Below are 15,281 nucleotides of genomic sequence, written 5' to 3'. Positions count from 1 at the left end.
AATATTCCGGGCCATCGGCGTGAGAGATAAAATAGCAATAAATCATAGGGATATAAAGGTTCATGCTCATCTTTCATTTGCACCGAATAAAATTTGCTTGTCGAAAGCAAGCAAGTGCGTCAATCTGTCCTCGGAGCGTGACTCGCGAGACCCGCACACAGCATTCGCGAGAAAATCATACGCCCGTCGATGGGAGAGAAATGATCATGACCGATCGCGTCAAAACCGCGAGCCTGCTCGCCACCGCTGCAATGATAATCTGTCCGGCATCGGCCGCCAGCGCGCAGGAAGCGAGCCGCGAAACGTCGGCGGCATCGTCAGGCGGACTCGAAGAAATCGTTGTCACTGCGCGCAAGCGCGAAGAAAGCATGCAGGATGTGCCTGCGTCGATCAGCGCGCTTTCGGCTGGCGAACTGGACCGACGGTTCGATTCCGACGTCCGTGATTTCGCCGATTCCTCACCCAACATCGTGATCGATGATACCCAGCAGGGACCAGGCGGCGTTGCTGCGGTTTATATCCGCGGGATCGGCGTCGCGGACGTGGAGAAATCGGTCGATCCCGCGGTCGGCGTTGTGTTCGATGATGTCTATATCGGCCAAAGCTCAGGCAGCCTGCTGAAAGCGATCGACATCGACCGGGTCGAAGTGCTGCGCGGGCCGCAGGGCACGCTGTTCGGACGCAATGCCACCGGCGGGGTCATCAACCTTGCCCGCTCGCGCCCGACCTACGACCTCACCGGCAAAGCGCGTCTGACCTATGGTCGGTTCGACACCTGGAAGATTGAAGGCGTTGCGAGCACCGGATTGTCCGAGAATGTCGCGGTGAAGGTCAGCGGTGCTTATGAAAAATCTGACGGCTACATCTATAACAGCTTTCAGGACCAGCCCGGCCAGCGGTCCAAATTTTACGCGTTGTCTGCCGCGCTGCTGTTCGAGCCGACCGACAATCTCGACATCCAGCTGAGCTATGACCATCAAAAGACCAAGCAGGATCCGCCGCAGCTGCTGGCGGTCAATCGGCCGACCGACCTGTTCTGCGTCGCTTACGCCCAATGCTCGGCCTCGCCGGGCGAGCCAACCTCGGGCGATCGTTATGTCAGCGTTTCGGACGGCAGGCTGGAGCGCAATGCGACGTTCAAGCTCGACATGGCGATTGCCAAGGCGACCTATGACGTCGGATCCGACATGCAGGTCGATTACATTCTTGGCTGGCTCAAAACCGACGAAGAGATCAATCAGGATTTCGATGCCGGACCGCAGACGCTGTATCACACCGATCGGCCCGCGCGCTGGCGGCAGACGACCAACGAGCTGCGGCTGACCAAGGGCGGGTCGGGGCCGTTGACCTTCGTGCTCGGCGCCTATCTGTGGGACTCGCGCTACACGATCAATCTCAAGAACTATATCGGCTTTGCCGGACCGCCGCTGCTGACCAGCGCGCAGGATGTGACGCAGACCAACAAGTCGTGGGCGATCTATGGCGAAGCGGATTATGAGATTTTCGACAAGCTGACGCTGACCTTGGGTGCGCGGTACACCAAGGATAAGAAGTCCAGCATCGTCAACGACCTGCCCGTCTTCATTTATGGCACCACGGTCGAGGCGAATCCGATTGCCACGGTTCCGGGCGCGATCGTGATGGCCGCTCCGGTGAAGGAAAGCTGGAAGAAATTCACGCCGCGGGTTTCGCTACGCTACGAGTTATCCGACGAAGCAATGGTCTATGCCTTGTGGTCGCGCGGCTATCGCGGCGGCGGGTTTAACGGACGCCCGGCTACCCTTGGCGCGGCGACGATACCTTATGATCCCGAAACGCTCGACAACTATGAAGCCGGCTTCAAGACCGAGTTCGCCGGCGGGCGCGTGCGCTTGAATGGCGCGGCGTTCCTGATGAAATATAAGGATATGCAGCAGGATCTGGACGTTCCGGCGCCCGGCACATCGACCGGGCGCGAGAACCGCACGATCAACGCCTCGTCGGCGGAGTTCAAGGGGGTCGAGCTCGACCTGACCGCCCGCCTCTTCGACGGCTTCACGCTCAGCGGCAACATGGGCTATCTCGATGCGAAATATAAGGATTTCTTCGGCGACATCTACAGCACCGGCACCCCCGTCGATGCGTCGTTCCTGAAGATCCGCCGCGCGCCCAAATGGACCTGGAGCCTCGGCGGCATTTACGAGGCCGACATCGGAAGCAATGCATCGGCATGGATCGCGGGTGACGTCCATTTTATCGGCGGGCACGAGATCACCTTCCTCAACAACCCGAATCTGCGCAACAGCGGTCAATATCTGGTCGATGCGTCGATCAACGCGCGGTTCAACAAGACGACGGTCAGCTTGTTCGGCAAGAATCTGGCGAATGAAAAGGGCTGGACGATCGGTTACGATGTGCAGGGGGTGTGGAGCTACGCCGCGCCGCGTCCGCGGCGGACGTGGGGCGTCGCTGTGACGCAGGCCTTTTGAGCAGGGCCGGGGATGACGACATCGTCGAAAACTGAACCACGTCGATGGGTGGTTACCGGCGCGTCGCGAGGCCTTGGCCTCGCGATCGCCCGGCTGGCCGCCAGCAAGGGCGACCGGGTTGCCCTTATCGCGCGCGGTGCGGATATCGATGCCCAGGCAAAAGCGATCGACGGCGAGGCCATCGGCCTGGTCGCCGACGTGACCGATCCGGCGTCGGTCACCGACGCATGCGGTGAAGTCGCCCGGCAGTGGGGCGGCATCGATGTCCTCATCAACAACGCCGGTCTCCATCGCGGCGGGCTGCTTGCCTCGCTGTCGCAAAGCGATTGGCAGTCGGTGCTCGATACCAACCTCTCCGGCCCCCTCAACTTCGTGCGCGCCGCTTTGCCGCACATGGGCGAGGGGGGATCGATCGTGAATATCGGCGCCGTCGTCGGCCTGCGCGGCTTTGCCGGCGACGCCGCCTATGGCGCGTCGAAGGCCGGGCTGGCCGGGCTCACGCAAGTGCTGGCGGTCGAACTCGCGCGGAGCGGAATCAGGGTCAACTATGTCATTCCGGGACTGACCTCGACCGAAATGACCGCAGGCATATCGGCGCGCGCCAAGGCCAAGCTGGTGGCCAGCATCCCGCTCGGCCGCGAAGGCACCGCCGAGGAGCTGGCCGATGTCGTGTGGTGGGTGGCGGGGTCGCCCTATATGACCGGCTCGATCATCTCGAACGACGGCGGGCTGCTGTGCAGATTGTGAGCGATCCGGCCGAGCGGTTCGCCCGCTGGCTGGACCGTGAAGCCGGGATTGCCGAAGCGCGGATCGTCCGTCCGCTGACCGGTGGCAATGCCAATGTCACCAGCCTCGTGGAAACGGCGAGCGGTCCCATGGTATTGCGCCATCCGCCCGCCGACACCGTGTCCGACCTTGCTGGTGCCGGCATTGCGCGCGAATTTCGCTTCATCTCGGCGATCGCGGGTGAGGCGCCGGTCGCCGAACCCATTCTCTTCTGTGACGATCCGGCGGTGCTCGGCGCGCCGTTTTCGCTGACCCGCTTTGTGCGTGGGATGGCAATTACCGACACGCTGCCGCCCGCCTATTCGAGCAACATCGAGACTCTGGATGCCGTCGGCCACGCGCTGATCGACGCGCTCGCCAGCGTCCATGCGATCGCGCCGGTTCCAGCCGAATTGGGCGACATCGACAAGGCGCGAGCGTTTGTCGCGCGCCAGATCGAGCGCTGGCGCGCGGTGCGGTCGGCGCGCGCCGTCCGCGATCTGCCGCTGATCGAAACGCTCGGCGCGTGGCTTGCGGCGAACACGCCGACGCCCGAAGCGGTGCGGATCGTCCATTGCGACTATCACCTCGACAATGTGCTGATGGACCCCGCTGTGCCACAAGTCAGGGCTATCCTCGATTGGGAAATGGCGACGCTGGCTGATCCGATGGTCGACGTCGGGCTGGTCACCGCGATGTGGAACCGCGATGAAAGCCTGCCGCTCGGTTTCGCCTTCGTGCAGCGCGTGTCGAACGTCGCCGGTGTGGTCAAGGGCCGCGACCTCGCGCAGCGCTGGGCGCGCGCAACCGGGCTGTCGATCGAACATCTGGGATATTTTCAGGCCTTCGCGCTCTGGCGCCTCGCAGCGATCGTTGAGGGTGCTTATGTGCTGTTTCGCGAAGGGCAGGTCGATGGTCCCTATGAGCGCGGGCTTGAGCAGGATGTCCCGGCCTTGCTTGACGCGGCGCGGCGGATCGCGGCAGGCGAGGGAATGGTGTGATGGACGCCACGATGATGCACGAGCCCCTGGGTACCGGGACGATCTTTGCCCACGGCGAACATATCCACGCCACCAGCCGCATCGGGCTGTTCGACGGCGAAGAGATGGTGTGGCGAAGCTATGCCGAAACCGCCGGCCGCGCCCGCCGTCTTGCCGCGGCGTTGCAGGCGGCGGGTGTCGAGGCAAACACCCGTGTCGCGACGCTTAGCTGGAATGATTTTGCCCATTTCGAGGCGTATCTGGCGGTGCCCGCGATGGGCGCAGTGCTCCATACGCTCAACCTGCGGCTACATCCCGACCAGCTTCGTTTCATCATGGCGGATGCCGAAGACGGCATTCTCATTGCCGATGGTGCATTGCTGGCAGCGCTGTTGCCGCAGGTCAATTTGTTGGAAGGATTGGCGCAGGTTATCGTCACCGGCGACACCGATGGCCTTGCCGGGCTCGAGAAGCCTTGGCAGCCCTATGAGCTTTTCATTGCCGCGCACGCACCCCTCGCAGAATTTCCGGAGCTTGATGAGACCGCCGCCGCGGCGACCTGCTACACGTCCGGCACGACCGGCGATCCCAAAGGTGTCGTCTATTCGCACCGTACGATATTCCTGCACAGCCTCGCCTCGATGGCCGCGAATGCCTTTGCCCTCAGCGACCGCGATACCATCCTGCTGTTGCCGCCAATGTTCCATGCCAACGCCTGGGGGCTACCCTATTCGGGCTGGCTCGCAGGCGCCGATTTTGTCCTGCCGGGGCCGCATCTGCAGCCCGAGGCGATCCGCCGGATGATCCGCGCTACCGCGCCGACCTTTACTGCGACCGTGCCGACCATTCTCAACGACCTGCTGCGCGCCGATGCCACCGATCCCGTCGACATGACGAGCTTTCGGGTCATCGTGGCGGGCGGATCGGCGGTTTCGCAAGGGCTGATCGCGGATGTCGAGCGCCGCTGGAACATACCGCTGATCCAGGGCTGGGGTATGACCGAGACCAGCCCCTTGTGCGTCCTCTCGCATCCCCCCGCCGACGTGGCGCCGGATGACGCGCGCCGCTTGCGTGCGAAAAGCGGACGTCCGGTTGCCGGGGTCCGGGTGCGGCTGGTTGACGATCAGGACAAGCCGGTCGCCGAGGACGGCAAGAGCGTCGGGCGGTTGCAGCTGCGCGGCGCGTGGATCGCGCGCGGTTATCACCGCGGCGCGGGCGCCGATGTGCTGACCGACGACGGCTGGCTCGACACCGGCGATGCCGGGACGATCGACGCACGCGGCTATGTCCAGGTCACCGACCGGCTGAAGGACCTTATCAAATCGGGCGGTGAATGGATTCCCTCGGCCGAGCTGGAGAATCACGTTGCCAGCCTGCCCGGCGTCGATCTCGCCGCCGTGATCGGGGTTGCCGATCCGCGCTGGGAAGAACGACCGCTGGCGATCGTCACCACGCTCGATGGCATGCGCCCCGATTTCGCGAGCCTGCGATCAGCGTTGCAGGGCCGGATCGCGCGTTTCTGGATTCCCGAATTTTGGGCGCACGCCGAAATGCTGCCATTGACCAGCGTCGGCAAGATTGACAAGCAGGCGCTGCGCGCCGCGGTGGCGGCTGGCCGGATGAGTTTTGAAAGGATTGATGAATCTTCATGAACGCGCCGTCGTCGATGAAGGGCAAGGCCTCGCTGCGCGAGGTGACAGAGATTCCTGCCAAGGTGCGCGCCAAACCGCGCGCCAGTCGCCGCACGCAGGCAGAACGCACCGCGCTGTCTGACGCCCGGATGTTCGACGCAGCGATGCAGTTGATTGTCGAACAGGGGACACATGATACAACACTGAAAGCGGTCGGCGAACGCGCCGGCTATTCGCGCGGGCTGGCGTCAAGCCGCTTCGGCTCGAAAGATGCGCTGTTCGGTCAGCTGGTGCTGCATTTCAACACCAGCTGGACGCAGGAACTGGCAAACAAGGTCGGCACGCGCGGCGGCGCGCAGGCGTGCCTGGCTGCCTTGCGCGCGGTCGAGGGCTTTCTGGCCAGCCACTCGGGTTACATGCAGGCGATGTATATCCTCTGGTTTGAATCGATCAGCTCGCACAATGACGTGCGCGACCATCTCGCCGCCTATCACGAAATCTATCGCCGCGACGTCGCCCATTGGGTCGAGGAAGGCATTGCCAGTGGCGAGATCGACGCCGCGGTAGACGCCGAATGCTATGCTTTCGGCTTCTGCAGCTTCATCTTCGGGACGATCTACCAGTGGCTTGTCGCGTCCGACAGCGTCGACCTGCCAAAGCAATTTGAAGCCTATCGGCGCTCGACCGCAAAAGCCTTTGGAATTTCATACTGATCGCTTCGCCAGGATCACAATAAAATCGATAAAACCAACGGCTTACGCGAGAGCATTTGCGCTTGATTTTTCATTTGCTAGACGCTAGCAAGTAAATAATGAGATGCCGATGATGGCACCGGGGAATGTGGGAGACTTGGCTTGGCACAGGCTGTCGATCCGCTGCGGCTGCGGAACATGTGGGGCTATTTGGTTACCATGTTGGCGGTGATATGCGCTTCTGCGCGCTGGCCCGAACCGCACTTCGCCGAAATGCCAAACGGGTGAATCGCGCGGATCGCATCGACGGCGGTTTGATGCGGCCCGTGCTCAATGGCGTGCGCGTGATCGAACTGGCCGGGATAGGCCCCGCGCCCTTTTGCGCCATGATGCTCGCTGACCATGGCGCCGAGGTGATCCGTATCGACCGGCCCGGCGGCAGCGATCCGCTGGCGCAGGATCAGCGGCGCGATGTCCTGCTGCGTTCGCGGCGGTCGATCACGCTGGACCTCAAGCGCCCCGAAGCGGTCGAGATCGTTGCCAAGCTGGTCGAAACTGCGGACGGCCTGATCGAAGGGTTCAGACCCGGGGTGGCTGAGCGGCTGGGGCTTGGCCCCGACATCTTGATGCGGCGTAATCCGGCGCTCGTCTATGGGCGGATGACCGGGTGGGGACAGGATGGCCCTTTGTCCGACAAGGCGGGGCATGACCTCAATTATATCGCGCTCAACGGCTGCCTCGGCGCGCTGGGTTCGGAGGGCGCGCCGCCCCCACCGCCGTTGAACCTGATCGGCGATTATGGCGGCGGCGGCATGATGCTGGCTTTCGGCTTTGTGGCAGCGCTGCTTGCGGCCCGGCACGGCGGCGAGGGGCGCGTGATCGATTGCAGCATGGCGGAAGGGTCCGCGGCGTTAATGGCGGGCATGTGGTCGCTGACGCACAATGCGATGTGGGAGAAGGGGCGGGGCCAGAATTTGCTCGACGGCGGCGCGCCCTTTTATGCCTGCTATGCTTGCGCCGACGGTCGGTTTGTCGCGATCGGCGCGATCGAGGCACAATTCTATGCGCGGCTAGTGGATGCGCTGGGCCTTGACGGCGACCCGCTGTTCGCCGCGCAACATGACCAGTCCAAATGGCCCGCAATGAAGGCGCGTCTGACCGATATTTTCGCGACGGCCCCGCGCGCAGTGTGGACCGAACAATTGCTCCATCGCGACTGTTGCTACACCGAAGTGCTGACGATGGCCGAGGCGCCGACGCACGGTCATAACCGCGCAAGGGGCAGCTATCTGGAAGTCGATGGCTGGCTGCAGCCGCATCCGGCGCCGCGCTTTGCGAACACCCAGGTTGTTGCGCCCCGGATGTGGCAGCGCGATTCCGACCGCCTGGAAATTCTCGCCGAGATCGGGATCGCCGATCCCGATCGCGTGGCGGCTGAACAGAGACTTTGAGGAAAAATGGCGGGCGCCAGCCAAGGCGCCGTCAGATGATTGGAGAGTGTAATGACGACGACAAACGCGGCTACCAGCTTGGCTACCGAAAATCGCGAAGGTCAACCCGCCCTGGACTATGACGCGATCGTCATCGGTGCCGGTTTTGCCGGGCTGGCGCTGATCCATTACTTGCGCGAGGCCGGTATCAGCGTCCGCGTGTTCGACCGCGCATCGGACATCGGCGGCACCTGGACGTGGAACCGTTATCCGGGCGCAGCGACGGACAGCGAAAGCTATTATTACTGCCTGACCTTCTCGCCCGAATTGTTGCAGGAATGGTCGTGGTCGAAGCGCTATCCCGGCCGCGAGGAAACACAAGCCTACATGCGGTTTGTCGCCGACAAATGCGACATGTGGCCGCATATTCAATTCAATACCGAAATCGTCGCAGCGGAGTATCTGGAATCGCGCGGCTGCTGGCAGGTCACGACCGGCGAAGGCGACGTCTATACCTGCAAATATTTCATCAGCGGCATGGGGATGATTTCGGAACCGATGATACCGAACATCCCCGGCATGGATCGCTTCCAGGGGCCGATTTTTCATTCCTTACGCTGGCCGCACGAAGGGCTGGATTATGCCGGCAAGAAAGTCGGCATCATCGGCGCAGGGGCGACCACGGTGCAGATGCTTCCGGTTGTCGCTGAAACGGCGGGCAGCGTGACGGTGTTTCAGCGCACCCCCAACTATGTCCTGCCCGCCATGCAGAAAGACATGACCCCTGAGTGGGAAAAGGAGATCAAGGACAATTATCCGGCGATCGTGGCCAAATGCCGCAACCATGTCTTTGGCATGGCGTTCGACAGCCCAGTCGGCCGCAATGTGATGGATACGCCGCCCGAGGAACGGCAGCGCATCTTCGAGGAAAACTGGACCGGCAGTTTCCGCTGGGTGTTCGAAACCTTCGACGACCTCCTCGCCAGTCCTGAAGCCAACCGGATGGCTGGTGACTTCATCGCCGCCAAGATGCGCGAGCGGATCAACGATCCTGCGCTCGCCGACCTGCTCACTCCAAGCTTTGACGATTATCCGCTGTTCGCCAAGCGTCCGCCGCTCGACCACGGCTATTTCGAAGCATTCAACCGCGACAATGTACATCTCGTCGATATCAAGAAGCACGAGCCGCTGGTCGAGATCACCGAGACGGGGGTGCGCACCACGCGCAACGACTATGAATTCGATATCATCGTCCTGGCGACGGGCTTCAAGGCCTATACCGGCGCGCTCGAAGCCTTTCCGATCCGCGGCGAGGGCGGCCAGACGCTGCGCGAAAAGTGGCAGGCCCAATCCTCGTCGATCATGGGGGTATGCGTCGCCGGCTTCCCCAACATGTTTGTCGTCACCGGGCCGCAGGCGCCCTTTGCCAACCTGCCGACGTCGATCGAGCAGAATGCGATCTGGATCTCGCGTTGTGTCACCAAGATGGAACGCGAGGGGTTCGACATCTTTGAACCGCGCGAGGAGGCGGAGCGCGAATGGACGGCGGCGACCGCCAACATTCACGGCCAGACGCTGATGGCCGAAGGCGACAAGGTCAATTCGTGGATGATGGGCGCCAATCGCGACGATAAGGGAGCGCGCGTGCTGATCTATTTCGGCGGCGCCAATGTCTATTATGACGCGCTGGACCAGTCGGCCGCGGAAGGATTCCCCGAACTGGAGTTCAAGAAACTCCCGTAAGGATTTCGCCGGGCTGCAGTACCGGCGTGCCCTTGTGCGGCTCGTCAAATGGACCTGCCGACAGCGGTCGCAGCGATAGGAACGACGCAGTAATTCAGCTCGCACGCCACGACGAGTGCCTCCTCGGCTGATCGATAGGACTGCTTCCTTTTCCAAATGCTGAGTATGGTGGGCATGGTTTCTTATCGCTAAAGATCGTGAACGACGCTTTTCGCACAATGGGACCCGACAGGGTGATGCCTGTTTTCGTTGAGAGTTTTGGACGCCGATAGGCGTTGGAAAGTCGGCGATGCCCGAACCGCGGGAATCATATGCTGAGCTAGGGGAAAGCGGTTTTGCAGATCGTGGGGCAGCACCGGCGCAAGCAGGTCCGCTTTCAGGCGCGGGTCTGCTCTGGATGGTGTCTGCGCCAAGCCGTGCCGGGTCATGGCAGCTTCATCCCGGATGACGGCGCCTCACAACCTCTGTATTATGGCCATTGGATCATAACTGGGATTTTCCAGCTCGAAACGGTCCAGAATTCTGGGTGCAGGTCGCTATCGCCCAGTGAAGATTTCACCTATGGCGTGACCGCCAGAGGCCGCGCAAAGGGATCTTCGCGGAGAGATTTTCCCGCAGTTTCGGGCATGAAACGCAGGGCGACCAGCCCGACAATGCACGCGATCATCATATAATAGGCGGGCATTAGCGGGTCGCCGGTCAGGCTGATCAACCCGCTGCCGATCATCGGAGCCGTGCCGCCAAAGATCGACGTCGAGACATTGTAGGCGATAGCGAAACCCGCGAAGCGCACTGCGGTGGGGAACATGGCGGGAAAGGTCGCGGAGATCGTCGCGAGCTGCGGGACATAGAGGAGGCCGAGTAACAGGAAACCTGCAACCGCACCCGCAAAGCCCGTGCCTATCAGCATATAAAGCGGGACGACGAAAACAAGCAGGCCGATCAGCGACCAGCGCCACATCGGCCGCCGCCCGATCCGGTCGGACAAGGCGCCCGCGAACGGCAGAAAGATCATCATGAAGAGCATGCCTATGATCGGCACGATCAGCGCCTCTTCGTTCGACAGGCCGATGCGCCGTTGCAGATAGGTCGGCATATAGCTGAGCAGCGAATAGTTGACGACGTTGAGCGCGACGACCAGCCCGCCGACGACCAAGAGCGGCCGCCAATATTCGCGCATCATCGTGGCGATGCCCGGCGGCTTGCGGCGGTCGGCCGATGCCAATTCTTCGCGAAAGACGGGGGTGTCCTCTAGCTTCGAGCGAAGATACATGCCGACCAGCCCGACCGGCCCGGCGATCAGGAACGGGATGCGCCAGCCCCATTCGCGCATCGCTTCGTCGCCAAGGTGCAGCGAATAGCCGAGCATCAGCGCGGCGCCGAAGGAAAATCCGGCGAGCGTCCCGAATTCGAGGAAGCTGCCATAGAAACCGCGGCGGTCGTCGGGGGCATATTCGGCCATGAAGGTCGCCGCGCCGCCATATTCGCCGCCGGTCGAAAAGCCCTGCAGCATACGCAGGATGATCAGGATCGTCGGTGCCCAGAAACCGATGCTTTCGTATGAGGGGATCAGCCCGACGGCAAAGGTTGCCGCGGCCATCAACAGGATCGTCATCGCGAGCACCGACTTGCGCCCGATGCGGTCGCCGAGCGGGCCCCAGAATAGTCCGCCGAGCGGGCGGACAAGGAAGGAGATCGCAAAGGTTGCAAGCGCGAACAGCACCGCCTCTTCGGTGTTTCCGGGAAACAGCGCGGCAGAGATATAGGTCACGCCATAGGCGTAAATGCCATAGTCGAACCACTCGACCGCATTGCCCAGCGCCGACGCGCCGACGGCGCGGTTAAGCGGTGAGGGTTTGGCAAAGGGCGCGGGTTGTCCCGGCGCTGGGATCATCTTTTCGTCCATGTGTCACCTGTTTGCAAATCGGGCTTCGTCGCCGGAGAGAGGGAGGCGGGGCCGGCGGGATCGAGCAGCGCAGCGACCGGCGTGGTGCGCGGCAGGATCTGGAAATCCTGCTGGTCGGCGCCGGGGACCGGGTCGCTGATCGCGAGGCGCCACAGGCCGAAGGCGAGCATCGCCGCCGCCACCGCGGCGATGAAGAGGAAGAGCCCGCCAGCGCCTGCCAGCGTCATCGCCGCCGCGGCGCCGAGCGGGCCGAGCGCGGCGCCGGCCGAATAGAGGAGGACAAGCTGCCCGCTGGCGGCGACACGCTCCGACGCGAGCAGCCGGTCGTTCACGAAGGCCACGCAAAGCGGATAGAGCGCAAAGCTGAGCCCGCCGAACGCCGCGCCAAGGGCGAGCAGGACGACCCCGACCGGCTGCATCGCCAGCATGACGCTGACCGCCAGCGTGGCCGCAAAGCAGGAAATGATGATGCGCCGCCGGTCGTAGCGGTCCGACAGGCGCCCGAGCGGCCATTGCAGCGCGACGCCGCCAAGGATCACCGTCATCATGAAGGTCGCGGTGTCGCCAAGATCGAGCCCGATGCGGCGGGCGTAAATGGCGGCAAGGCCATAGAAGGCGCCGAGCAGCAGTCCGGTCATGCCCGCCCCCGCGACCCCGAGCGGCGATGCTTCGAACAGGCGCCGCAGTGGCAGCGCAGCGGCGTCGTCCAGCATCGGCGCGGGGCTGCGGGTCAGGCAGACTGGAATGATCGCGAGCGAGATCAGCATGGCAGCGATTTCGAACGGAACATGCGGCGCGGTGTTGCCGGTGCGCAGGAAAAGCTGGCCGAGCGCCTGCCCCGAATAGAGCGCGACCATATAACCCGCGAGCACGGCGCCGCGCGTGTCGCTGTCGGCGCGGTCGTTGAGCCAGCTTTCGACGCAGATGAATACCCCCGCGACGCATAACCCGTCGATCAACCGCAAGCCGCCCCAAAGGAGGGGATGCTGAAACAGTGCATAGGTCAAGGTGCTCGCCGAAAGCAGCGCTACAAACGCTGCAAAGGCGCGGATGTGGCCGACGCGTCGCACAACCTCGCCCGCGCGCAGCGCGCCGATGACCAAACCGGCAAAATAGGCGGTGGCCACCAGACCGACCACCATCGTACCACTGCCTGCCCGGTCGAGCCGCAGACCGATCAGCGTCGACAGAAAGCCGCTGCCCGCCATCATCACAAAGATGGCGATCAGCAGGCTTCGTACCGGCAGGATAGTGGCAAACATCGGATAAGTTCGACCGCCGCATCAAGCGGCGCGCCGGTCCTTTGCCACTTGCGCCTCGTCCTCGATCAGGGCGCGGTGAAGGACGCGGACGGCTATGTCGAAGTCGCAGCTTTCGATGATAAACTGGATATCGACATTGCGGATCTGGTGCTGCATCGCGATCATCGTGATCCCGGCATGGTCGAGCGCGCGCAGCGCATCGGGGACCAGGCGGGGGCGCGAGATGTCGCTGCCGATCGCCGACACCATCGCCACCGGCTGGGCCGAAATGGCGGCGTCGGGATATTCCTTTTGCAGATCGGCGATCACCTTTTTCACCGCATCGGCACTGGCGAGCAGATAGTGGGTGATCGTGTTGGCGTTCGACGATTTGCTGACGATCCACAGTCCGTGGCGCGCCAGCGCGTCGAGAATCGCTGCGTCATACCCTTTGACCCCGACCATATCCTGTTCGAAAAATTGCAGCGCCTGCATGTGGCGAATGCCGGTGATGATTTCGACGCGCGGAACGTCGGAGACATAGTGCCCCGTCACCAGCGTGCCTTCGTCCTCGCGGTCGAAGGTGTTGCGCACCCGCAGCGGAATATCGGTCTGACGCAGGCCGCGCCCCGCGCCGGGATGGATCGCCTCCATGCCAAGGTTCGCGAGCTGGTCGGCGACGTCGTAGTTGGTCCGTCCGATCTTGCGCGCCTTGTCTTCGCCGACCAGCTTCGGGTCGGCGCTCGACAGGTGAAATTCCTTGTGGATGATCGCCTCGCGCGCGCCGGTGACCACCGCGAGCCGCGAAAAGGTCATTTCGGTGTAGCCGCGCGCATAGCGGCGCACCATGCCGCCCTCGCAGCCCGCATAGCCGGTGACGATCGGCAGGGTGGTTGTCAGGTCGATGTCGGCGAACGCGTCGCTGATCCGCGCGTCGAGGCTGCTGAGGTCATCCTGATCCCATAGCGTCAGATCGACGAACCGGGCGTTCACATCGCGGTCGCGCAGCAACAGGCTGGTGCTGTGCGCGCTATGCGCTTCGCCCACTCCGGCGAGCAGTTCGCGCACCGTCATCAGCTGCTCCTTGACGCAGAAGCGGCCATGACTGCGCAGCCGGGCAAGATCGTCGAGACAGGCGGTGACCGCGGCGATCCGGCGATCGACAAAGGCATCGGCTTCGGCGCGGCTTTCGTCACGGGCAAACATTGCGGCGTTGCGCGCGTGCATCGCATGATGAACCTCGCGCATTGCGCCCCGCCAACCGTTGGCGGCGTCATCGGCGACGAAGCGCCCATAAACGCCGGGAACGCCCGTCTTTTTGTTCTCGAGCAGCAGGTCGGTCATCCCGGCATAGGCCGAGACGACAAAGATGCGGTTATAGAGATCGGCGCCCGACCGACCCGCGATCAGGACATTGTCGAACAATGTCGCGGTAGCCGCCATCGACGTGCCGCCGATCTTTTCGACGCTGTGCCGCCTGGTCATGCCGCAACCGTTTCGACCAGTGATCCGCGTTGCGGCGTCAGCGGCGCGGGTTCGTCGCGATTGGCGAGGAACCACGGCCGGGGCTTTTCGACCCCGAACGGTTTTTCCAGCCGATTGCTGACCGCATTATAGACCAGGAACGCATTTGCGCGCGGGAAGGGGGTGATGTTGCCGTTCGATCCGTGCATCAGATTGCAGTCGAACAGGATCACCGTACCCGGCTTGCCGGTGGGCGCAACAATGCCATGCTTATGCGCCAGTTCGGCCAGGCTGTCCTCGTCGGGCACGCCATATTCCTGTTTTTTCAGCGAGCTCAGATAATGGTCGTCGGGGGTCTCGCCGACACAGGTCAGATAGGTTTTGTGCGAGCGCGGAATGACCATCAACGGCCCGTTGTGCGGGGTGTTCTCGGCGAGCAGGATCGACATCGACAGCGCGCGCATCCGCGGCATGCCGTCTTCGACATGCCAGGTTTCAAAATCGCTGTGCCAGTAAAATTCCTTGCCCTTGAACCCCGGTTTGTAGTTCAGGCGCGACTGGTGGATATACACTTCGTCGCCCAGCAGGAAGCGCGCGACATCGGCGAGCCGCGCATCGGCAGCGAGCCGCGCCATCACCGCGTTCTGCCGGTGAATTTCAAAGATCGAGCGGATTTCCTTGCTCTGCGGCTCGGTGACGATCGTGTCGTCGTCGAGCGCAGACGGATCGGCGAGCAGCTTCCCGGCGGCGCGCTGCAGAAAAGTGACCTCGTCGTCCGAAAAAAGATCTTCCAGAACGATATAGCCGTCACGGTCGAATTGTGCGGCCAGTTCGACGCCGATCGGTGCATCGTCGCTCCATTCGCTATGGAGGACAGGATCCTGGCGCGGCCGCATCTCGGCGGTGGCCGCGTGGCGGGATGGGTAGATGTCGGTCATGGGACGCCCCCCTTTCTTGGTCT

The 15,281-nt window shown here is 62.9% G+C and carries 11 protein-coding genes; 7 read left to right on the top strand and 4 right to left on the bottom strand.

Annotation, left to right across the window (positions count from 1 at the left end; genetic code table 11):
• Positions 1–200: 200 nt before the first annotated feature.
• The 7 genes from K0M74_RS16530 (at position 201) to K0M74_RS16500 (ending at position 9,709) form a co-directional block, all read left to right on the top strand.
• Positions 201–2,468: a TonB-dependent receptor gene (locus K0M74_RS16530; protein WP_293974923.1), complete on the top strand. Its 2,268-nt coding sequence runs from the start codon at positions 201–203 to the stop codon at positions 2,466–2,468.
• Positions 2,469–2,480: 12 nt separating this feature from the next.
• Positions 2,481–3,215 (top strand): SDR family NAD(P)-dependent oxidoreductase, encoded by a 735-nt coding sequence (locus K0M74_RS16525; RefSeq protein ID WP_293974921.1) that lies wholly within the window; start codon positions 2,481–2,483, stop codon positions 3,213–3,215.
• Positions 3,212–4,234 carry a phosphotransferase family protein gene (locus K0M74_RS16520; protein ID WP_293974919.1) on the top strand — a complete coding sequence of 341 codons (1,023 nt, stop codon included), beginning with the start codon at positions 3,212–3,214 and terminating at the stop codon, positions 4,232–4,234. Before K0M74_RS16525 ends, K0M74_RS16520 begins: the two co-directional genes overlap by 4 nt.
• 11 nt (positions 4,235–4,245) lie before the next feature.
• Positions 4,246–5,865: a long-chain-fatty-acid--CoA ligase gene (locus tag K0M74_RS16515; protein ID WP_293974917.1), complete on the top strand. Its 1,620-nt coding sequence runs from the start codon at positions 4,246–4,248 to the stop codon at positions 5,863–5,865.
• Positions 5,862–6,557: a TetR/AcrR family transcriptional regulator gene (locus K0M74_RS16510; protein ID WP_293974915.1), complete on the top strand. Its 696-nt coding sequence runs from the start codon at positions 5,862–5,864 to the stop codon at positions 6,555–6,557. Before K0M74_RS16515 ends, K0M74_RS16510 begins: the two co-directional genes overlap by 4 nt.
• Positions 6,558–6,820: 263 nt before the next feature.
• On the top strand, positions 6,821–7,987 hold the full coding sequence (locus K0M74_RS16505) for a CaiB/BaiF CoA-transferase family protein (RefSeq protein WP_366932688.1): 1,167 nt from the start codon (positions 6,821–6,823) through the stop codon (positions 7,985–7,987).
• Between the two features lie 51 nt (positions 7,988–8,038).
• Positions 8,039–9,709 carry an NAD(P)/FAD-dependent oxidoreductase gene (locus tag K0M74_RS16500; protein WP_293974913.1) on the top strand — a complete coding sequence of 557 codons (1,671 nt, stop codon included), beginning with the start codon at positions 8,039–8,041 and terminating at the stop codon, positions 9,707–9,709.
• A 559-nt stretch (positions 9,710–10,268) separates the two neighbouring features.
• On the opposite strand, the gene K0M74_RS16495 is transcribed toward K0M74_RS16500, so the two are convergent.
• From K0M74_RS16495 to thpD, 4 genes are read right to left on the bottom strand one after another with little or no spacing between them, the layout of a single operon-like run.
• A complete protein-coding gene (locus tag K0M74_RS16495; protein WP_293974981.1) occupies positions 10,269–11,603 on the bottom strand; it encodes an MFS transporter in 1,335 nt (444 codons plus the stop codon).
• Positions 11,600–12,877, bottom strand: a complete 1,278-nt coding sequence (locus K0M74_RS16490) for an MFS transporter (RefSeq protein ID WP_293974911.1) — start codon at positions 12,875–12,877, stop codon at positions 11,600–11,602. The genes K0M74_RS16495 and K0M74_RS16490 overlap by 4 nt, the downstream gene beginning before the upstream one ends.
• Before the next feature lie 21 nt (positions 12,878–12,898).
• The gene (locus K0M74_RS16485) at positions 12,899–14,341 is read right to left on the bottom strand and encodes an aspartate kinase (RefSeq protein ID WP_293974909.1); all 1,443 of its coding nucleotides are present in this window, start codon (positions 14,339–14,341) and stop codon (positions 12,899–12,901) included.
• Positions 14,338–15,258, bottom strand: coding sequence for an ectoine hydroxylase (thpD, locus tag K0M74_RS16480; RefSeq protein WP_293974908.1), 921 nt, complete (start codon positions 15,256–15,258; stop codon positions 14,338–14,340). The genes K0M74_RS16485 and thpD overlap by 4 nt, the downstream gene beginning before the upstream one ends.
• Between the last annotated feature and the right edge of the window lie 23 nt (positions 15,259–15,281).

This window comes from Sphingopyxis sp., assembly GCF_019459305.1.
Lineage (GTDB): Bacteria > Pseudomonadota > Alphaproteobacteria > Sphingomonadales > Sphingomonadaceae > Sphingopyxis.
The sequence above is the reverse complement of the archived record's forward strand: the minus strand, read 5'-3'. Positions and strand labels throughout refer to the sequence as shown.